The organism is Pseudomonas sp. IT-P2, assembly GCF_949767575.1.
Classification (GTDB): Bacteria; Pseudomonadota; Gammaproteobacteria; order Pseudomonadales; family Pseudomonadaceae; genus Aquipseudomonas; species Aquipseudomonas pharyngis.
This window is the reverse complement of record NZ_CATKQA010000003.1, coordinates 38,736-58,548: the sequence shown is the minus strand read 5'-3', so window position 1 is coordinate 58,548 and position 19,813 is coordinate 38,736. Positions and strand designations below refer to the sequence as shown.

The following is a 19,813-nucleotide window of genomic DNA, read 5'->3' as shown; positions in this document are numbered from 1 at the left end:
TAGTCAGTGTTTGGTCGGGCGCCTTCGCGGTTTCATTTAGAGCATAGCCAAACCCGCCCACGCCATATTCGTCAGGTACTTTCCCGCTCTATGACCGTGCACTGCAGCAGATTCAACCGCTGTACCTCATCGCTCGGCAACACGCCAAGGCTTTCCAGCACCCGCGTCGCTGCCAGTACACCGATCTCCAGCGCCGGCGGTTTGATGGTGCTCAGGCTCGGCAGCAGCATCTCGGCGAACGGGTAGTCGCCGAAACCGAGGACGGCGCAGTCTTCGGGGATCTTGAGGCCGGCGCGTTGTCCGGCCAGCAGGCCGCCGGCGGCGAGGTTGTCGTTGGCGAAGATGATCGCGTCCGGGCGGGGTGAGGCGTTCATCAGCGCTTCCATTGCTTGCTTGCCGGCCTCGAATGGGGCGCGATCGGCGTCCGGTGCGAACACCCACGGTTCCAGGCCCAACTCACGCACGGTCGCCGCATAGCCGTCGCGGCGTTCCAGTGCGCTGAAGTCGCCGGGTGCGCTGTTCTGCACGAAGGCGATGCGTCGATAGCCTTTGTTGTGCAGATAACGAGCGGCGCCGACACCCACTTCAAAGTGCGAAAAACCGATCTGCATCGGCTCGCGATCCGGCTGGTAATCCCAGGTTTCGATCACCGGGATATCCGCTTCGGCAAGCATCTTTTCTGTGCCCGCGCTGTGGAAGTGACTGGTCACCACCAGCGCCGCCGGCGACCAGCCGAGGAAGGCCCGCACGGCGTTTTCTTCCTGTTCAGTGCTGAAGTAACTCGATGCCAGAAGAAGCTGATAACCGTGACGGCTGAGGGTGTCGCTGAAGCCCTGAATGGTGTTGGCGAAGATCGGCCCGGAAATATTCGGGATCACCATGCCGACGATTTTTCCCCGTGCAGAGGCGAGTCCGCCAGCCACCAGATTCGGCACATAACCCAGTTCGGCGACTACCGCCGCGATGCGCTCGCGGCGTTCGGGCGAGACCTGTTCCGGCTGGTTGAAATAGCGCGACACGGTGATCGCCGAAACACCGGCCTGGCGCGCCACCGCGTTGAGGGTCACGCGACCGGCGCCACGGCGTTTGCGGGGCTTTTCTTCGCTCAAGGCTCGATCCTTCTTAAAAACCAAAACGCATATAAAAGTAATTTTTCAGTATTGGACGGTCTATGTCCGGCTTGCCAATACTGGCGATGTTAGCGCTAACAAAGCGCGTTGTCTGCTACTCGCTCGAGCGAATGCCCAAGACACCGAGACAGGCGCTGTCGTCGCAGAACGGCAGCGGTTCAGGGCAACTTTTCGAGCGGGCAAACATGCACAACATTCCTGGGGCGACACACAAACTGGCGCAATCGATCAGCGCTGCGGGCTGGCTACTCACCGGGCTGGCCGCGCTGCCGCTGCCCGTCGCGTTCGCCGCCGACAGCACCGATCAGGAGCCGACACTCAAGTCCGTCACGGTCACCGCCACCCGCCGCGAAGAGTCGCTGCAAAAAGTGCCGGTGGCGGTATCGGTGATCGACGGCGAGCAGCTGGAGCGCGACAACCGCAACAGCGTGGCGAGCATCGTCCAGCAAGTGCCGTCGCTGAATTTCCGCACCGGCGCATCGAACAAGGACACCTCGTTGTTCGTGCGCGGCGTGGGGACGATTTCCACCTCGCCGGGCGTCGAGCCGACCGTGGCCACGGTAATCGATGGCGTGGTCTACGCCCGTCCCGGCCAGTCCACTCTCGATCTGCTGGACCTGGAACGCGTCGAAGTTTTGCGCGGCCCGCAAGGCACGCTGTTCGGCAAGAACGCTTCGGCCGGCGTGCTGAACATCACCAGCAAGGCGCCGACCGCCGAGACCCACGGCTACATCGATCAGTCGTATTACAGCGGCAATGAAAGCCGCACCCGGTTCGGCATCGGTGGCAGCCTGATTCCGGACACGCTCAAGGGCTCGATCAGCACCTTGTTCGGCACTTACGACGGCAACGTCGACAACCAGCACAACGGTCAGGAGGTCAACGGCTACAACCATCGCGGCGTGCGCGGCAAACTGGAATTCACCCCGAACGACGACGTCACCTTCACCCTGATCGCCGACTACATGCAGTCCCACGATGACGGCCCCAACGGCGTCGTGACCAAGTCGTTGACCCCGGCCTTCGCCAATGCGTTGAGCCCGGTCAGTGCCACCAGCCACAATCGCGACATCAACACCGACACCCGCTCCCACGTCGAGGACACCAACAAGGGCCTGTCCGGCCAGCTCGACTGGCAACTGGGCGATTACACCCTGACGTCGATCACCGCGTGGCGTGGCTGGGACAACACCCAGTATCAGGACGGCGACCGCCTCGGCACGGTAACGGCGGCGTTCCCCGGCACGGCGGACAAGGGCGATCTGGCCTTCGACCAGTACTCGCAGGAGCTGCGTCTGGCCTCGCCGAAAGGCGAGTTCCTCGAATACGTTGGCGGCCTGTTCTACATGCACGGCAAGGACGAGGAAACCTATCAGCGCACGCTGACCACCACCACGCGGACTGATCGCGGCGTCGCCGATTACAGCACCACCAGCGACAGCTACGCGGTGTTCGGCGAGAGCACGCTGAATTTCACCTCGGACTTGCGTGGCATCGCCGGCCTGCGCTACACCCACGACGATCTGGAATACGATCACCGTCGCGTTTCCACTTCCGCCACCACCGTCAGCGGCATTCAACCGGCCACCCGCAGCTCCGGTTCGGTGGACGAGGATGGCTGGTCCGGTCGGCTCGGTTTGCAGTACGATCTGAGCGATACCGTCACTACTTATCTGACCTACTCGCGCGGCTACAAAGGCCCGGCCTACAACGTGTTCTTCAACATGCAGCCGCGCGATACCGAAGCGCTGAAACCGGAAACCTCCAACACCTGGGAGGCGGGGATCAAAGCCTCGTCCTGGAACAATCGCCTGACCACCAACCTCGCGGTTTTCCACAGCGACTACGACAACTACCAGGCTAACTTTTTCGACACCGTCGCCGGGCAAGTCGTAACGCGCCTGATCAACGCCGGCAGCGTCAGCACCGAAGGCGTGGAACTTGATTTCGCCCTGCAGGCGACTCAGCAACTGAAGTTCTCCGGCGCGCTGGCCTACACCCGGGCCCGCATCGACGAGTTCGCCTGCCCGGCGGGCGCGGCGGCGTCGTGCAACGTCAACGGCAAACCGCTGCCGTTCAGCCCGGACTGGAAAAGCTACGTGCGCGCCGACTACACCATCCCGCTGGATAACGGCCTGGATATCGAACTCGGCACCGACTACAGCTGGCAGAGCGAAGTGCAGTACGACATCAGCCAGAACGCCGACACCAAGCAGGGCGCCTACGGCCTCTGGAACGCCAGCGTGGCTCTGGCCGATTACACCAACGGCTGGCGCGTGGCGTTGCTCGGCAAGAACCTCACCGACAAGTCCTATTCGCCGCTGCTCGCCAGCGGAGGCAACTACATCTACCGCGCCGTGCCTCGCGACGACGAGCGCTACTTCGGCGTGCAACTGCGCAAGGACTTCTGAGATGAGCAGACAGCTGAAACTCGGCGCGTTCCTCATGGCCACCGGGCACCACGTCGCCGCGTGGCGTCATCCGGACGTTCCGGCCAACGCGGGACTGGATTTCGCCCATTACAAACGCCTGGCGCAGATTGCCGAGGCAGCGAAGTTCGACACCCTGTTCGTCGCCGACAGCGTCGCTGCGCCGACCCAGGACATCGCCAGCCGCATGGCCCGTTCGGATCACTTCGAACCGTTGACCTTGCTTTCGGCCTTGAGCGCGGTGACCGAGCACATCGGCCTGATCGCTACCGCCACCACCAGCTACAACGAGCCGTATCACGTGGCGCGCAAGTTCGCTTCGCTCGATCACCTGTCCGGCGGGCGAGCGGGGTGGAATCTGGTGACCTCGGACAACGCCGCCGAAGCGCAGAATTTTGGCCGCGACGAACACATCGGCCATGTCGAACGCTACAGCCGCGCCCGGGAATTTCATCAGGTGGTCACCGGGCTCTGGGACAGTTGGCAGGACGATGCCTTCATTCGCGACAAGGTCACTGGCGCGTATTACGACCCGGAAAAACTGCATGTGCTGGATCACGTCGGTGAGCACTTCCGGGTCAAGGGCCCGCTGAACGTCGCGCGTTCGCCACAGGGTCAGCCGGTGATCGTGCAGGCCGGCTCGTCGGAAACCGGACGTGAACTGGCTGCACAGACCGCCGAAGTGGTGTTCACCGCGCAGACTTCACTGGCCAGCGCCCAGGCGTTTTACGCCGACCTCAAGGGGCGCTTGCCGAAGTACGGACGCAGTGCCGATTCGCTGAAAATCATGCCCGGCGTATTTGTCGTGGTCGGGCAGACGGAAGCCGAAGCGCAGGAAAAATGTGAAACGTTTCAGCAATTGGTCGAACCCGAGGTTGGCGTCGCCCTTCTTGGGCGTATGCTGGGCAACTTCGATCTGTCGAAGTACCCGCTGGACGGGCCGCTGCCGGAGTTGCCGCTGACTGACAGCGGCCAGCAAAGCCGACAGAAACTGTTGACCGAACTGGCCGGCCGAGAACATCTGACCCTGGCCGAACTGGGTCGCAGAATCGCTGGCGGTCGCGGGCATTACAGCGTCGTCGGCACTCCGGCGCAGATTGCCGACCGCTTGCAGGAGTGGTTCGAGCAGGGCGCGGCGGACGGCTTCAATGTGCTGGTGCCGCACCTGCCCGGCGGGCTCGAAGACTTCGCCAATGGCGTGGTCCCGGAACTGCAACGGCGTGGGCTGTTCAGAATCGAATACGAGGGCCGGACCTTGCGCCAGAACCTTGGCCTGGCCCGGCCCGGCAATAGATTTGCGTAGCAATCGACACCCGATTCAAGACCGACAAGAGAGGATTCGATGACTTACACCGCTGCCGAAAACCGCTATGACTCCATCCCTTACCGCCGCGTCGGACGCAGCGGTCTGGTGCTGCCGGCGCTGTCCCTGGGCCTGTGGCACAACTTCGGCGACAGCACGCCGATCGACACCCAGCGCTCGTTGCTGCGCACGGCTTTCGACCTGGGCATCAACCACTTCGACCTGGCCAACAACTATGGCCCGCCCTACGGCAGCGCCGAGATCAACTTCGGTCGTCTGCTGCGCGAAGACTTCAAGCAGTACCGCGATGAACTGATCATCTCCAGCAAGGCCGGTTGGGACATGTGGCCCGGTCCTTACGGCCAGGGCGGCGGCTCGCGTAAATACGTGCTGGCCAGCCTCGACCAAAGCCTGCAACGCCTGGGCCTGGATTATGTGGATATCTTCTATTCGCACCGCTTCGACCCGGACACCCCGCTGGAAGAAACCGCCAGCGCCCTCGCCACGGCGGTGCAGCAGGGCAAGGCGCTGTACATCGGCATCTCGTCGTACTCCGGAGTGAAAACCCGCGAGATCGCCGCGTTTCTCAAAGAGTGGAAAGTGCCGCTGCTGATTCACCAACCGGCGTACAACCTGCTCAACCGCTGGGTGGAAAAGGACCTGCTCGACACCACCGATGAGCTCGGCACCGGCGTGATTGCCTTCACCCCGCTGGCGCAAGGCCTGCTGACCGACAAATACCTCAACGGCGTGCCGGCGGATGCGCGGGTCAATCGTCCGGGTGGTGGTTCGTTGCAGGCTTCGCATTTGTCCGAGGCGAACATTGCTCATGTGCGGGCGTTGAACGAGATCGCCAAACGTCGTGGGCAGAGCCTGGCGCAACTGGCGTTGGCGTGGACACTTCGGGATCCTCGGGTGACTTCGGCGCTGATTGGCGCGAGCCGACCGGAGCAGATTATCGAGAACGTCGGGGCGTTGAAGAATTTGAGTTTCAGTGCTGAGGAACTGGCGGAGATTGACCGGTTTGCTCAGGAGGGCGGGATTAATCTTTGGGAGAAGCCTTCGACGGCAGAATAACGACACACAGATCGTTCCCACGCTCCGCGTGGGAATTCAGCCCGGGACGCTCCGCGTCCCCTGCCAAGCCGAACGCGGAGCGCCCGTAGAGGCGTTCCCACGCAGAGCGTGGGAACGATCAATCTTGCTCTTGCGTTAAAGGCTCAGCGAAAAAACGGCACATCCCCCAACACCGTAGCCCGCTGCATCACCCGCCGCGCCGGACGGTAGTCATCCACCGCGTAATGCTGCGTCACGCGGTTGTCCCAGAACGCAATGTCATCTTTCTGCCAGCGCCAGCGAATGGTGAATTCCGGCCGCGTCGCATGCGCGAACAAGAACTTCAACACCGCTTCGCTCTCGGTCTCCGACAGCTCATTGATCTTCGACGTGAACCCTTCGTTGACGAACAACGAGCGCCGTCCGCTCACCGGGTGCGTGCGAATCACCGGGTGCGACAGCGGTGGATTCTTGCGCCGTGCCGCTTCCCACTGCGCCAGCGCTTCCGGCGTGTTGCCGTAGCGCTCCAACGGAAAAGAACGGGTGAAATCGTGAGTCGCGGTCAGCCCTTCGAGCAGTGCTTTCATCGGCGCCGACAGCGCCTCATATGCGGCAATCCCGCTGGCCCACAACGTGTCGCCACCGAACTCCGGCAACAGCTTGGCGCTGAGCACCGCGCCCATGGCCGGGGTCGGCAGGAAGGTCACGTCGGTGTGCCAGATCGCGTTGTCGCGCACGTCGGTGACGGCGGTGTCGAGGATCAGCACTTCCGGTTGTTCCGGTACGTTCGGGTAGATCGGGTGAATATGCAGGTCGCCGAAATAGGCGGCGAAGCGCGCCTGTTGCGAAGGCTCGATCGGCTGATTGCGGAAGAACAGCACCTGATATTTGAGCAGTGCCTGCTCGATGGCGTCGCGCTGTTCCAGGTTCAGCGGCTGGCTGATGTCGACGCCGCTGATCTGTGCGCCGAGGGCCGAGCTTAACGGGGTGATGTTCAGGCTGCTCATGGTGGTTCTCTTCAATTCCGGAGCCCCGAAACTGTCGGGGTAGTCAGTGCTGAAAAATCAGTGGGCCTGGCCGTGCCACGGCACCAGTTTGCGTTGCAGGGCGCGCAGGCCCATTTCCATGGCGAAGGCGATCAGGGCGATGACCAGAATCCCCAGCACCACCACATCGGTGACCAGGAACTGCGCAGCCGACTGCACCATGAAGCCCAGGCCGCTGGTGGCCGCGATCAGTTCGGCGGCGACCAGGGTCGACCAACCCACACCCAGGCCAATGCGCACACCGGTCAGAATGTCCGGCAGCGCACTTGGCAAAATCACATGGCGGATCAGTTGCGCCCGGGTGGCGCCCAGCGACTGCGCGGCGCGCAATTTGGCCGGGTCGACGGTGCGCACGCCGGTGGCGGTGGCAATCGCGATCGGGGCAAAAATCGCCAGGTAGATCAGCAGCACTTTCGACAACTCGCCGATGCCGCACCAGATCACGATCAGCGGCAGATAGGCGAGTGGCGGAATCGGCCGGTAGAACTCGATCAGCGGATCGAGCACGCCACGGGCGATGCGGTTGGCGCCGATGGCAATGCCTACCGGTACTGCGGTCAGAATCGCAAAACCGAGGCCCAGACCGATGCGGCTCAGGCTCGCACCCAAGTGCTGCCACAACGTCGAATCCATATAGCCCGTGGTCGCCAGCAACCAGCCTTTTTGCAGCACGGCGGACGGTGGCGGCAGGAACAGCGGCTCGATCAGGCCGGTGGCCGTCACCGCCCACCAGATCACCAGCAACGCGAACAGGGTCAGCAGGCTGATCCAGCGAGTGCTGAGGCTGCGGCGTACGGGAGTCACCACCGACGTGGCGGCGGGTTTCACGGCGGTGGCGGAAACGTCGTAACTGCTCATGCGCGCTCCTGCCGCTGAACGGCGCTGCGTTGCGAGAACACTTTGGCCAGCACGTGTTCGCGGGTTTCGATAAAACGCGGGTCGGATTTGATGGCTCGTGCCGACTCACCGGCGGCGTAACGCTGGCCGAAGTCGAGATGCAGACGCTCAACGATCTGCCCCGGATTCGGCGCCAGCAGAATCAGGTCAGTGGCGAGGAACACCGCTTCTTCAATGTCGTGGGTAATCAGGAATACCGGTTTGGCGGTGCGTTGCCAGACTTGCAGCAACAGTTCCTGCATCTGTTCGCGGGTGAAGGCATCGAGGGCGCCGAAGGGTTCGTCCATCAGCAATACACGTGGGTCGGCGGCGAGAGCGCGGGCCAGGCCAACACGCTGTTTCTGGCCGCCGGACAGCTGCCAGATGCGACGATGTTCAAAACCGGAAAGGTCGACCAGCGCGAGCATTTCCCGGGCGCGCTGTTCGCGTTTGTCCTTGGCCACACCGGCCAGTTCCAGACCGAAAGCGACGTTGGCCAGCACGTCCTGCCAGGGCAACAGGGCGTCGTCCTGGAACACCACGCCGCGTTCGGCGCTCGGACCTTTGACCGGCACGGTGTCGAGGGTGATGCGGCCGGCGCTCGGTTCGACGAAACCGGCAATCAGGTTCAACAGCGAAGTCTTGCCACTGCCGGACGGGCCGAGGGCCACCAGCAATTGCTGCGGGCCGAGGGTCAGGGAAATGTCGGACAGTACCGGTTCCGGGCTGCCGGGATACTGTGCGCTGATGCGCTCCAGCTGTAGCAAGGCCATCGCAATTAACTCCCGATCAGTTGGTGATGTACTTGGCGCTGACGTACGGCGCGTAGTCCGGCAGTACCGCTTCGACCTTGCCTTGCTCCTTGAGGAACGCAGCGGTGTCGGTGATGGCTTTGGTGGTCGGTGCGCCGAGGTCACTGACCTGATCCGCCGCCAGCGGATAGACGTTGCCTTGCAGCAGCAAAGGGATGTCGCTGGCCTTGGCGCCCGAAAGCTTCACAAGCTTGTCGACGTTGCTCTGATTGGCCAGCCAGGCTTTCGGATCCTTGCGATAGTCGGCGTAGGCGTCGAGGGTAACCTTGGCGAAGGCGGTGACGATTTCCGGGTGCTTCTCGGCGAAGTCCTTGCGCACGATCCAGGCATCGAAGGTCGGCGCGCCGAACTTGGCCAGTTCACCGGAAGTGATCAGCACTTTGCCGTTTTCCTTGGCCACACCCAGCGCCGGATCCCAAACGTAGGTGGCGTCGATGTCACCGCGTTTCCACGCGGCAATGATCGCCGGCGGGGCGAGGTTGAGCACGGTGACTTTCGAAGGATCGATGTTCCAGTGCTTCAGCGCGGCCAGCAGGCTGTAGTGACCGGTGGACACGAACGGCACGGCGATTTTCTTGCCGACCAGATCCTGCGGCGTCTTGATGCCCGAGCCGTCACGGGCGACCAGCGCTTCGGCGGCGCCGATCTGGGTGGCGATGAGGAAGGTTTCCACCGGAACTTTGCGGGTGATCGCAGCGGTCAGCGGGCTGGAACCGAGGTAGCCGATCTGCACGTCACCGGAGGCGATGGCGGCAATGATGTCGGCACCGTTATCGAATTTGCGCCAGTTGATGTCAGCCTTGGTGGCTTTCTCGTAGGCGCCGTCGGCCTGGGCGACTTTCGCCGGGTCAACGGTGGTCTGGTAGGCGACGGTGAGGTCGGCGGCCTGAGCCAGGAAACTCGCAGCAGCCAGAGAGGCCACGGCCAGCAGGCGAAGCGGGAAATTCAGTTTCATTCAAGAGCTCCATATCAGGCGACCGAGCGTCGGCGTGAAAGGAGACTAAATGATCTAAGAATCTAAAAATAAATAACTTTTTAGAATGAGCTTATGAGCGGAAAAATCTAAGCCGGGGGTATTTGATAGTTCCCACGCTCTGCGTGGGAATTCAGCTTGTGACGCTCCGCGTCACTGGGACGCAGAGCGTCCCTTGAGGCTTTTTTTGATCGTTCCCACGCTCTGCGTGGGAATGCAGCTCGTGACGCTCCGCGTCACTTGGACGCGGAGCGTCCATTGAGGCGTTACCACGCAGACGGTTCGACGCCTCGACGTGGGAACGATCAAAGAACCTTCTGATGTCAGTTGCTGATCGCCAGAATGCTCGCCTGATACGACCCGACAAACACGTCGAAATCGCCCACCTCGTTCTGCTCCAGCTCCGCCTGTTGCGCCAGCGAAGACCGCGCCAGTTCTTCGAACTTCGCTTGCTCTTCAGCCGCCAACGGCTCGCTGCGGAAGAACTCCGCGTGGGCCTGGCTCTGGCGCAGGGAGAATTGCGCGAAGCTTTCCTTGTGCGTGGCCATGGCCGCCAGCACCTGGGCCGAAGGCGTCAGGGATGAATCCTTGACCTTGGCCAGTTGCGCATCGAGCGCCTTGCTATGGGCATCGCCACCATGGCTTTGATCCAGCATCGCCGCCAGCGGAGCGATTTTTTCCAACAGTTCGGCAGCCCATTCCTTCAGCTCGACCGGTTGGCCGTCGCGCTGCAATTGCAGGCCCGGACGGCGACCTTCCTTGACCACGCTGAGGAAGTTGGAGGTGGCGTTGCCGCAGGAGTTGTTGGTCAGCAGCGGGCTTTCGTTCAGCGCGCAGTACAGCAGGAATGCGTCGAGGAAGCGCGACTCGGTGAGGTCGATGCCCATCGGCAGGAACGGGTTGATGTCCAGGCAGCGCACTTCGACGTACTGAATGCCACGGGCCATCAAGGCCTGGATCGGCCGCTCGCCGGTGTAGGTCACGCGTTTCGGGCGGATGTTCGAGTAGTACTCGTTTTCGATCTGCAGGATGTTGGTGTTCAGTTGCACCCACTCGCCATTCTGGTGCGTACCGATTTCAACGTACGGCGCGTACGGCGTGGCCACCGCTTGGCGCAGGCTGTCGGTGTAGCTCGCCAGATCGTTGTAGCACGGGGTCAGGCCCGCCTGGGCGTTGCTCTGGTAACCGAGGTCGCTCATGCGCAGGCTGGTGGCGTAGGGCAGGTAGAGGGTGTCCGGATCCAGTTGTTCCAACTGGTGCGAGCGACCGCGCAGGAAACCCGCGTCCAGCGCCGGCGAAGCGCCGAACAGGTACATCAGCAGCCAGCTGTAGCGGCGGAAATTACGGATCAGCGCGATATAGGACGACGACTGGAAATCCCGGTCGGTGCCGACGAAGCCTTCGGCTTCTTTCAGCAGCGGCCAGAGCTTTTCCGGCAGGGAGAAGTTGTAGTGAATCCCGGCGATGCACTGCATGGTCTTGCCGTAACGCAAGGCCAGGCCCTTGCGGTAGACGTACTTGAGCTGACCGATGTTGGAGGTGCCGTAATAGGCGATCGGGATGTCTTCCTCGGCCGGCAACGGGCACGGCATCGATGGACTCCACAGGTACTCGTTGCCGAGCTTGCTGTAGGCGAAGCGATGAATCTTGTCCAGGCTGGCGAGGGTATCGGCCGGGTCCGGCAGGGCGGGCGTGATGAACTCCAGCAGCGACTCGGAATAGTCGGTGGTGATCTGTTCGTTGGTCAGCGCGGAACCCAGGGCTTCAGGGTGCGGCGTCTGGGCCAGGCGGCCTTCGCCGGTCACCCGCAGGCATTCACGTTCGATACCGTGAAGGCACTGCTCAAGCAGAGAGAGGTTAGCGCGCTCGCCGAGCAGAGCCAGGCGGCGGTTGAGAAGTTCGCTCAATTTGGATTCCTTCACGCGTCAGTCGCCCCAATATGGGGGTGGGCAGGACGGTCTACAAGGGTGAAGTTGAAACTGGCGTTTTCGCCTGGTTTTCGGGCCATGAAAGCCCCATTGGAAACGCCAACTTCAGTCCCTGAATCTGGCAGACGCGGGCGAGGAAAACTCCGACGCTGCGATCACAGCGCCGAAATTAACTCAAAATGATGAACAACATCTACAGGACAGCGAACGTGCCTTGCGCTTTTGCGACCAGTTTGTCGCCCTGCATCACGTCGGCTTCGACCACCAGCGTGCGCCGGCCCGGGTGGATCACCCGCGCCGTGCACAGCACCTCGCCTTCAGAGACGGCGCGGATGTAGTTGATCTTGCACTCGATGGTTGCGCTCTGCTGGTCGAAACCGTGGGTGCTGGAGCAGGCCAGCCCCATGGCGATATCGACCAGACTGAACAGCGCGCCGCCGTGCAGCTTGCCGCCGCGATTGCGCAGTTCGGGTTCCAGCGCCAGGGCGACTTGCGCCACCCCGGTTTCCAGGCTGTGCAGACGGCAGCCCAACAGCTTGAAAAACGCGCTCTCGACAAGCCCGGCCGGCATTTCCATCAGCGTTTCTTCAACTGCTTGGCGTTGGCGAACAGCGAGGCCATTGCGTTATTCACCGGAGCCGCCGGGGTGCTTTCCTTGCGTGGCGCCGAACCCTGCGACTGGCGTGGCGCCGAGCCCGGACGTGAACCACGGGCACCGTCGATCTTCTCGCCCGGGGTGTCGCTCATGCGCATCGACAGGCCGACGCGTTTGCGCGGGATGTCGACTTCCATGACCTTCACCTTCACCACGTCACCGGCCTTCACCGCCTCGCGCGGATCCTTGATGAACTTCTCCGACAGCGCCGAAATGTGCACCAGACCGTCCTGATGCACGCCGATGTCGACGAACGCACCGAACGCGGTCACGTTGGTCACGACGCCTTCGAGGATCATCCCCAGTTGCAGATCCTTCAGGTCCTCGACGCCTTCCTGGAACTCGGCGGTCTTGAACTCCGGACGCGGGTCGCGGCCCGGTTTTTCCAGCTCTTGCAGGATGTCGGTGACGGTGGGCAGACCGAAAGTCTCGTCGGTGAATTTCTTCGGATCCAGACGCTTGAGGAACGCCGCATCGCCGATCAGCGAGCGGATGTCACGGTCGGTTTCAGCGGCGATGCGCTGCACCAGCGGATAGGCTTCCGGGTGAACGGCCGAGGAGTCCAGCGGGTTGTCGCCGTTCATCACGCGCAGGAAGCCGGCGGCCTGTTCGAAGGTTTTCTCGCCCAGACGCGCGACTTTCTTCAGCGCTGCGCGGGTTTTGAACGCGCCGTGCTCGTCACGGTGGGCCACGATGTTCTGCGCCAGGGTCGCGTTGAGGCCGGAGATCCGCGCCAGCAGCGCCACGGAGGCGGTGTTCACGTCCACGCCCACGGCGTTCACGCAGTCCTCGACCACGGCGTCCAGGCCGCGCGCCAGTTTCAGCTGCGACACGTCGTGCTGGTACTGGCCGACACCGATGGATTTCGGGTCGATCTTCACCAGTTCGGCCAGTGGATCCTGCAGGCGACGGGCAATCGAAACCGCGCCACGGATCGACACGTCCAGATCCGGGAATTCCTTGGCTGCCAGTTCCGAGGCCGAGTACACCGATGCACCAGCTTCGGAAACCATGACCTTGGTCATTTTCATTGCTGGATATTTTTTGATCAGTTCGATGGCCAGCTTGTCGGTCTCACGGCTGGCGGTGCCGTTGCCGATGGCGATCAGGTCGACCGAGTGCTTGGCGCACAGGGCGGCCAGGATGGCGATGGTCTGATCCCATTTGTTGTGCGGCACGTGCGGGTAAACCGTGGCGTGATCCAGCAGCTTGCCGGTGGAGTCGACCACCGCGACCTTGCAGCCGGTACGCAGGCCCGGGTCGAGGCCCAGGGTTGCGCGCGGGCCGGCCGGGGCGGCCAGCAGCAGGTCGTGCAGGTTGTGGGCGAACACGTTGATCGCTTCGGTTTCGGCGCCGTCGCGCAGCTCGCCCAGCAGGTCGGTTTCCAGGTGGGTGTAGAGCTTGACTTTCCAGGTCCAGCGCACCACTTCGCTCAGCCATTTGTCGGCCGGACGGTTCTGGTTCTGGATGCCGACGTGCTGGCCGATCATGCCTTCGCACGGGTGCAGGGTGCCCGGCAGCTCTTCGCCGACTTTCAGCGCTGAGCTGAGAATGCCTTCGTTGCGGCCACGGAAAATCGCCAGTGCGCGGTGCGACGGCATGCTTTTCAGTGGTTCGTCGTGTTCGAAGTAATCGCGGAACTTGGCGCCTTCCTCTTCCTTGCCGGCGATTACGCGGGCACTGAGAGTGGCTTCCTGCTTCAGGTAGGTGCGCAGTTTTTCCAGCAGGTTGGCGTCTTCGGCGAAGCGCTCCATGAGGATGTACTTGGCGCCTTCCAGTGCTGCCTTGGCGTCGGCCACGCCTTTTTCCGCGTTGACGAAGCGCGCGGCTTCGGTTTCCGGGGTCAACGACGGGTCGTTGAACAGACCGTCGGCCAGTTCGCCGAGGCCGGCTTCCAGGGCAATCTGGCCCTTGGTGCGGCGCTTCTGCTTGTACGGCAGGTACAAGTCTTCGAGGCGGGTCTTGGTGTCGGCGAGTTTGATTTCGCGCTCCAGCTCAGGGGTGAGTTTGCCCTGCTCCTGAATGCTGGAAAGAATGCTGATGCGCCGTTCGTCGAGTTCTCGCAGGTAGCGCAGACGCTCTTCCAGATGACGCAGTTGGGTGTCATCGAGGCTGCCGGTCACTTCTTTCCGGTAACGGGCGATGAAGGGAACGGTAGAGCCTTCATCGAGTAGCGCGACGGCCGCTTCGACCTGTTGTGGGCGTACGCCGAGTTCCTCGGCGATGCGGCTGTTGATGCTGTCCATAAAACCACCTGACAAATTGTGAAAGCAGGCTCGCAGGCGCGTGAATTAAGGCCCGGAGTCTGGTGGGGCGGCTTGATGCTGGCCGCTGCCTGGGTCAAAAGGCATCCCATTGACCCGTGAAATCGAACAATTACTGCGGCGCCCATGAAAATAAGGGACGGCCACCTGCGGTAACGATTCAGACGTTGCCTGGCACAAAAGGCCGCGCATTATAACCAGCGTTCTGTCATTCGGGGGCGACGCAGTCTGTAGGCACAAGCCCCGGTTTTCTGGCAGTGAAGGAAAAATCTGCTAACAATGCACACGGTGCGTATAACGGCAGCTACGCCATAATGCGCGCCGAGCTAAAAGGAGCATCCAATGAGCAGCACTGCACAAACTGCTGAAGGCGAAAAAATTCTCATCGTTGACGACGATCCGGGGCTGAGCAGCCTGCTGGAACGCTTTTTCGTCAGCAAGGGCTACCGTGCCCGCGCCGTACCGAACACCGAGCAGATGGATCGTCTGCTGTCGCGTGAAGTGTTCAACCTGGTCGTCCTCGACCTGATGCTGCCCGGCGAAGACGGCCTGACTGCTTGCCGTCGCCTGCGTGGCGCGAACAATCAGATTCCGATCATCATGCTGACCGCCAAGGGCGACGAGCTGAGTCGTATCAAGGGCCTGGAACTGGGCGCCGACGACTATCTGGCCAAACCGTTCAACCCGGACGAGCTGATGGCCCGCGTCAAGGCCGTGTTGCGCCGTCAGGCCGCACCGGTGCCGGGCGCGCCGGGCAGTGAAGAAGAAAACGTCACGTTCGGCGACTACGTGCTCTCCCTGGCCACCCGCGAACTCAAACGCGGCGATGAAGTGCACATGCTCACCACCGGTGAGTTTGCGGTACTCAAGGCTTTGGTGATGAACGCCCGTCAGCCGCTGACCCGCGACAAGCTGATGAACCTGGCCCGTGGCCGTGAGTGGGATGCCCTTGAGCGTTCCATCGACGTGCAGATTTCCCGTCTGCGCCGGATGATCGAACCCGATCCGTCCAAGCCGCGTTACATCCAGACCGTCTGGGGTGTTGGCTATGTGTTCGTGCCGGATGGCAACTCCACCAAGTGATGGGTGATTTGTAGGAGCGAGTCTGCGGGGGACGGTCGGAAACGCCGTCCGCGCAGACTCGCAATCCGCAATATGCGAGCATTGCTCGCTCCTGCAAGTGTGTAGCGGTTATCCATGAAAACCCCCGTCTGGTTCCCCCAAAGTTTCTTCTCCCGCACCCTGTGGCTGGTGCTCATCGTCGTATTGTTTTCCAAGGCATTGACCCTGGTTTATCTCTTGATGAACGAGGACGTGCTGGTGGACCGCCAATACAGCCACGGCGTCGCCCTGACGCTGCGTGCCTACTGGGCCGCCGATGAAGAAAACCGCGCGAAAATCGCCGATGCCGCGACCTTGATCCGGGTGGTCGGCGCCGGTGTGCCGGAAGGCGAACAACATTGGCCCTACAGTGAAATCTACCAGCGGCAGATGCAGGCGGAGCTGGGCGCTGACACCGAAGTGCGCTTGCGCATGCACTCACCGCCGGCCTTATGGGTTCGCGCGCCGAGCCTCGGTGATGGCTGGCTGAAAGTGCCACTGTATCCACACCCGTTGCGTGGCCAGAAAATCTGGAACGTGCTCGGCTGGTTCCTGGCGATCGGGTTGCTGTCCACGGCGTCTGCGTGGATTTTCGTCAGCCAGCTCAACCAACCGTTGAAGCGTCTGGTCTACGCCGCCCGGCAACTCGGCCAGGGCCGCAGCGTGCGCCTGCCGATCAGTGACACCCCCAGCGAGATGGCCGAGGTTTATCGCGCCTTCAACCAGATGGCCGAAGACGTCGAGCAGGCCGGCCGCGAGCGTGAGCTGATGCTGGCGGGGGTCTCGCATGACTTGCGTACGCCGCTGACCCGTTTGCGGCTGTCGCTGGAGTTGATGGGGGACCGCACGGATCTGACCAACGATATGGTGCGCGACATCGAAGACATGGACGCCATCCTCGACCAGTTCCTCGCGTTCATTCGCGATGGTCGGGACGAGTCGGTGGAGGAAGTGGATCTCAGTGATCTGGTGCGTGAAGTCGCGGCACCGTACAACCAGAGTGAAGAGAAAGTGCGCCTGCGCCTGGAGCCGATCCAGCCGTTCCCGTTGCGGCGGGTGTCGATGAAGCGTTTGCTGAACAACCTGATTGGCAACGCGTTGAATCATGCTGGCGGCAGCGTGGACGTCGCGGCCTATGTCTCCGGGGACACGAGTGCGCCGTACGTGGTGCTGAGCGTAATGGACCGTGGGGCGGGAATCGCCCCGTCGGAACTTGAGGCGATTTTCAACCCGTTCACCCGAGGTGATCGGGCGCGGGGCGGAAAAGGTACCGGCCTGGGGCTGGCGATCGTCAAGCGGATTGCTTCGATGCACGGCGGCAATGTTGAACTGCGCAACCGCTCCGGTGGCGGGCTGGAGGCGCGGGTTCGATTGCCGCTGGGGTTGATGCTGCCAAGAGATGCCGTTTAACGGCAGCTACAAGCGGCAAGCGACAAGCCAAAGCTGCTTTTACTCGCCGCTTGCAGCTCGTAGCTCGCCGCTCCCCAGTGCCCCTATCCCTTGCCTTTGGTGCGGGTCATGTTCGGCCCGCCATTCTTCTCAAGGTGTTCGATGATGATCCCCGCCACGTTTTTGCCCGTGGTGGTTTCGATCCCTTCCAGGCCCGGTGACGAGTTCACCTCCATCACCAGCGGCCCGTGGTTGGAGCGCAGGATATCGACACCCGCCACCGCCAGCCCCATGACCTTTGCCGCACGCAGCGCGGTCATGCGTTCTTCCGGAGTGATCTTGATCAGGCTGGCACTGCCGCCACGGTGCAGGTTGGAGCGGAATTCGCCGGGCTTGGCCTGACGCTTCATCGCCGCGATCACCTTGTCGCCGACCACGAAGCAGCGGATGTCGGCGCCGCCAGCCTCCTTGATGTATTCCTGCACCATGATGTTCTGCTTCAGGCCCATGAACGCCTCGATCACCGACTCCGCAGCCGTTGCGGTTTCGCACAGCACCACGCCGATGCCCTGGGTGCCTTCGAGCACTTTGATCACCAGCGGCGCGCCGTTGACCATGTCGATCAGATCGGGAATGTCGTCAGGCGAGTGGGCGAAGCCGGTCACTGGCAAACCGATGCCCCGGCGCGACAGCAACTGCAGTGAACGCAGCTTGTCCCGCGAACGGGCGATGGCTACCGATTCGTTGAGCGGAAAAACCCCCATCATTTCGAACTGACGCAACACCGCGCAGCCATAAAACGTCACCGACGCGCCGATCCGCGGGATCACTGCATCGAAACCTTCCAGCGGCTTGCCGCGGTAGTGGATCTGCGGCTTGTGGCTGGCAATGTTCATGTAGGCGCGCAAGGTGTCGATCACCACCATTTCATGCCCGCGTTCGGTTCCGGCTTCGACCAGACGGCGGGTGGAATACAGACGCGGGTTCCGCGACAGCACAGCGATCTTCATGCAACACCTGTGGAGGAGGTAGATACCGGGAACACCGGCTTGTCTTGTACATATTTGATGCCCGGATTGACCACCAGCTGGCCGTCGATCAGGGCTTTGGAACCGAGCAGCAGGCGATAGCGCATGGACTTGCGGCAGGCGAGGGTGAATTCGATCGGCCAGACCCGATCACCCAGGGCCAGGGTGGTGCTGATCACGTAGCGCACCTGAGCCTGGCCATTCGAACTCTTGATGGTCTTGCGGGCGACCAGCGGCGCTTCGCAGCGTCGATGGCGCAGCTGCACGACGGTGCCCAGGTGCGCGGTGAAGCGCACCCACTTCTCGCCGTCGCGTTCGAACGGCTCGATGTCGGTGGCATGCAGGCTGGAGGTGCTGGCGCCGGTGTCGATTTTTGCCCGAAGGCCGGCGACTCCCAGATCCGGAAGCGCCACCCACTCGCGCAGACCGATAACGGTCAAATGGTCAAATGTCTTCAATGGAAAAAACCAACGATTAACGCGTCCACGCTTCAGGGGACACCTGGGCTAACGCTTTGAATGCGGGTCTGGCGAACCAGTAACCCTGCATCAGAAATATTCCGCAGTCCGCCAGGAAATCCCGTTCACCCGCACTCTCTATGCCTTCGGCGATGACTGTAACGTCCAACTCCGCACAGATTGTGACAATCCCCCGAACGATAGCCTGACGAACACGGTCACGGTCGATATCGCGAATCAGCGCCATATCGAGTTTGATCAGGTCCGGTTGGAAATCGGCCAGCAGATTGAGCCCCGAATAGCCGGCACCGAAATCGTCGATGGCCGTCTTGAAGCCGAATTCGCGGTATTCACGCAGAATATTGGTCAAATGGCGATAGTTATCTACATGCTCGCTTTCCAGTGTTTCGAAAATCAGCCGGTCGATCGGAAAATTGTGTTTCCTGGCGGCCTCCAAGGTGCTGCGAATGCACAACTCTGGACGATAGACGGCGTTGGGCATGAAGTTGATCGACAAGTGTGTCTGCATATTAAGTTCGGCCGCGCCTTCGATGGCGCGAGTCCGGCAGAGCTGGTCGAAACGGTAGCGGTTATCTTCTGTAACCTGATCCAGCACGGTTAATGCGCCTTCACCAGCCGCACCACGAACCAGTGCCTCGTAGGCGTACACCGACTTGTCACGCAGATCCACGATGGGCTGATACGCGAAGGAAAAGTCGAAGCCCAGCGGCTCGCTTTGCTGGCAGCCCAGGCACCCGGATTTGGGCGAGGTCAATGAAGACGGAAATTTGGTCACTCGATCACTCCATGCCGTTGAACCGGCGAAGATCACAGTTTATCTGGAGGGCCGAGTTCTTGCGCCCGACAGAATCGGTAGTACAGTTCCGACTACTGGCTGAACGAGGAATTCATATGGCACAAAAAAGCGAAGAGGACGACAAGGTTCGTCTCGATAAGTGGCTGTGGGCCGCGCGTTTTTTCAAGACTCGCGCCTTGGCCAAAGCCGCCATCGAGAGTGGCAAGGTGCATTGTCGGGGAGAGCGCTGCAAGCCTGGCAAAGAACCACGCATTGGCGATGAATTCGAGATTCGCGCCGGCTTCGACGAAAAGACCGTTGTGGTTCAGGCCCTGTCGATCGTGCGTCGCGGAGCACCTGAGGCGCAGACGCTGTATGCCGAGACCGAGGCCAGCATTGCCAAGCGTGAAGCGGCTGCGGCGATGCGCAAGGCAGGCGCTCTGGGTGTGACCACCGACGGCAAACCGAGCAAGAAGCAGCGTCGGGATCTGTTTAAATTTCGTGGGAACAGTAGCGGCGAATAAAAAAACGCAGCCTGCCGGCCTGGGTGCAAGACCCCGCCGGCGGGT

General features: G+C 61.8%; 17 protein-coding genes. 6 read left to right on the top strand and 11 right to left on the bottom strand.

Features of this window, described 5'->3' with window-relative positions; all coding sequences use genetic code 11:
* Positions 1-71: 71 nt before the first annotated feature.
* On the bottom strand, positions 72-1,109 hold the full coding sequence (locus ACM6JM_RS02315; protein WP_414881245.1) for a LacI family DNA-binding transcriptional regulator: 1,038 nt from the start codon (positions 1,107-1,109) through the stop codon (positions 72-74).
* 206 nt (positions 1,110-1,315) lie between these two features.
* Between ACM6JM_RS02315 and ACM6JM_RS02310 the strand changes: the two genes are divergently transcribed.
* From ACM6JM_RS02310 to mgrA, 3 genes are read left to right on the top strand one after another with little or no spacing between them, the layout of a single operon-like run.
* Positions 1,316-3,541: a TonB-dependent receptor gene (locus ACM6JM_RS02310; RefSeq protein WP_414881244.1), complete on the top strand. Its 2,226-nt coding sequence runs from the start codon at positions 1,316-1,318 to the stop codon at positions 3,539-3,541.
* Position 3,542: 1 nt separating this feature from the next.
* On the top strand, positions 3,543-4,862 hold the full coding sequence (locus tag ACM6JM_RS02305) for an LLM class flavin-dependent oxidoreductase (protein ID WP_103385571.1): 1,320 nt from the start codon (positions 3,543-3,545) through the stop codon (positions 4,860-4,862).
* 39 nt (positions 4,863-4,901) lie between these two features.
* A complete protein-coding gene (gene mgrA, locus ACM6JM_RS02300; protein WP_039764563.1) occupies positions 4,902-5,939 on the top strand; it encodes an L-glyceraldehyde 3-phosphate reductase in 1,038 nt (345 codons plus the stop codon).
* A 143-nt stretch (positions 5,940-6,082) separates the two neighbouring features.
* Here mgrA and tauD read toward each other — a convergent pair whose 3' ends face one another.
* The 7 genes from tauD to ACM6JM_RS02265 form a co-directional block, all read right to left on the bottom strand.
* Positions 6,083-6,925, bottom strand: a complete 843-nt coding sequence (gene tauD, locus ACM6JM_RS02295) for a taurine dioxygenase (protein WP_074689444.1) — start codon at positions 6,923-6,925, stop codon at positions 6,083-6,085.
* Between the two features lie 57 nt (positions 6,926-6,982).
* Positions 6,983-7,822, bottom strand: a complete 840-nt coding sequence (gene tauC / locus ACM6JM_RS02290) for a taurine ABC transporter permease TauC (RefSeq protein WP_039764566.1) — start codon at positions 7,820-7,822, stop codon at positions 6,983-6,985.
* Positions 7,819-8,613 (bottom strand): taurine ABC transporter ATP-binding subunit, encoded by a 795-nt coding sequence (gene tauB, locus ACM6JM_RS02285; RefSeq protein ID WP_414881243.1) that lies wholly within the window; start codon positions 8,611-8,613, stop codon positions 7,819-7,821. The genes tauC and tauB overlap by 4 nt, the downstream gene beginning before the upstream one ends.
* 16 nt (positions 8,614-8,629) lie before the next feature.
* Entirely contained in the window at positions 8,630-9,607 is a 978-nt protein-coding gene (tauA, locus tag ACM6JM_RS02280) for a taurine ABC transporter substrate-binding protein (RefSeq protein ID WP_007952702.1), read from the bottom strand.
* 341 nt (positions 9,608-9,948) lie between these two features.
* On the bottom strand, positions 9,949-11,532 hold the full coding sequence (gshA, locus tag ACM6JM_RS02275; protein ID WP_221398490.1) for a glutamate--cysteine ligase: 1,584 nt from the start codon (positions 11,530-11,532) through the stop codon (positions 9,949-9,951).
* 214 nt (positions 11,533-11,746) lie between these two features.
* Entirely contained in the window at positions 11,747-12,130 is a 384-nt protein-coding gene (locus tag ACM6JM_RS02270) for a PaaI family thioesterase (protein WP_052266506.1), read from the bottom strand.
* Complete coding sequence (locus tag ACM6JM_RS02265; protein ID WP_074689448.1) at positions 12,130-14,454, bottom strand: Tex family protein; 2,325 nt, start codon at positions 14,452-14,454, stop codon at positions 12,130-12,132. Before ACM6JM_RS02265 ends, ACM6JM_RS02270 begins: the two co-directional genes overlap by 1 nt.
* Positions 14,455-14,814: 360 nt before the next feature.
* Between ACM6JM_RS02265 and ompR the strand changes: the two genes are divergently transcribed.
* Positions 14,815-15,555 carry a two-component system response regulator OmpR gene (ompR, locus tag ACM6JM_RS02260; protein WP_007952694.1) on the top strand — a complete coding sequence of 247 codons (741 nt, stop codon included), beginning with the start codon at positions 14,815-14,817 and terminating at the stop codon, positions 15,553-15,555.
* 114 nt (positions 15,556-15,669) lie between these two features.
* Complete coding sequence (locus ACM6JM_RS02255) at positions 15,670-16,983, top strand: ATP-binding protein (protein WP_039764576.1); 1,314 nt, start codon at positions 15,670-15,672, stop codon at positions 16,981-16,983.
* Between the two features lie 83 nt (positions 16,984-17,066).
* Here ACM6JM_RS02255 and rimK read toward each other — a convergent pair whose 3' ends face one another.
* The 3 genes from rimK to ACM6JM_RS02240 are packed head-to-tail and all read right to left on the bottom strand — an operon-like array spanning position 17,067 to position 19,244.
* Entirely contained in the window at positions 17,067-17,972 is a 906-nt protein-coding gene (gene rimK / locus ACM6JM_RS02250) for a 30S ribosomal protein S6--L-glutamate ligase (RefSeq protein WP_007949201.1), read from the bottom strand.
* A complete protein-coding gene (locus ACM6JM_RS02245; RefSeq protein WP_170844915.1) occupies positions 17,969-18,415 on the bottom strand; it encodes an ATP-dependent zinc protease in 447 nt (148 codons plus the stop codon). Before ACM6JM_RS02245 ends, rimK begins: the two co-directional genes overlap by 4 nt.
* Before the next feature lie 49 nt (positions 18,416-18,464).
* Positions 18,465-19,244 (bottom strand): EAL domain-containing protein, encoded by a 780-nt coding sequence (locus ACM6JM_RS02240; RefSeq protein WP_273897937.1) that lies wholly within the window; start codon positions 19,242-19,244, stop codon positions 18,465-18,467.
* A gap of 116 nt (positions 19,245-19,360) precedes the next feature.
* On the opposite strand from ACM6JM_RS02240, the gene ACM6JM_RS02235 reads away from it, so the two are divergent.
* The gene (locus tag ACM6JM_RS02235; protein ID WP_011331966.1) at positions 19,361-19,768 is read left to right on the top strand and encodes an RNA-binding S4 domain-containing protein; all 408 of its coding nucleotides are present in this window, start codon (positions 19,361-19,363) and stop codon (positions 19,766-19,768) included.
* Positions 19,769-19,813: the final 45 nt, after the last annotated feature.

Excerpts from the sequence above, each read along its gene's own strand:
- ACM6JM_RS02255 (WP_039764576.1), top strand. The coding sequence starts at position 15,670 with ATGAAAACCCCCGTCTGGTTCCCCCAAAGTTTCTTCTCCCGCACCCTG.
- tauD (WP_074689444.1), bottom strand. The coding sequence starts at position 6,925 with ATGAGCAGCCTGAACATCACCCCGTTAAGCTCGGCCCTCGGCGCACAG.
- tauB (WP_414881243.1), bottom strand. The coding sequence starts at position 8,613 with ATGGCCTTGCTACAGCTGGAGCGCATCAGCGCACAGTATCCCGGCAGC.
- ACM6JM_RS02305 (WP_103385571.1), top strand. The coding sequence starts at position 3,543 with ATGAGCAGACAGCTGAAACTCGGCGCGTTCCTCATGGCCACCGGGCAC.
- tauC (WP_039764566.1), bottom strand. The coding sequence starts at position 7,822 with ATGAGCAGTTACGACGTTTCCGCCACCGCCGTGAAACCCGCCGCCACG.
- tauA (WP_007952702.1), bottom strand. The coding sequence starts at position 9,607 with ATGAAACTGAATTTCCCGCTTCGCCTGCTGGCCGTGGCCTCTCTGGCT.
- ACM6JM_RS02265 (WP_074689448.1), bottom strand. The coding sequence starts at position 14,454 with ATGGACAGCATCAACAGCCGCATCGCCGAGGAACTCGGCGTACGCCCA.
- mgrA (WP_039764563.1), top strand. The coding sequence starts at position 4,902 with ATGACTTACACCGCTGCCGAAAACCGCTATGACTCCATCCCTTACCGC.
- ACM6JM_RS02310 (WP_414881244.1), top strand. The coding sequence starts at position 1,316 with ATGCACAACATTCCTGGGGCGACACACAAACTGGCGCAATCGATCAGC.
- ompR (WP_007952694.1), top strand. The coding sequence starts at position 14,815 with ATGAGCAGCACTGCACAAACTGCTGAAGGCGAAAAAATTCTCATCGTT.
- ACM6JM_RS02270 (WP_052266506.1), bottom strand. The coding sequence starts at position 12,130 with ATGGAAATGCCGGCCGGGCTTGTCGAGAGCGCGTTTTTCAAGCTGTTG.
- ACM6JM_RS02235 (WP_011331966.1), top strand. The coding sequence starts at position 19,361 with ATGGCACAAAAAAGCGAAGAGGACGACAAGGTTCGTCTCGATAAGTGG.
- rimK (WP_007949201.1), bottom strand. The coding sequence starts at position 17,972 with ATGAAGATCGCTGTGCTGTCGCGGAACCCGCGTCTGTATTCCACCCGC.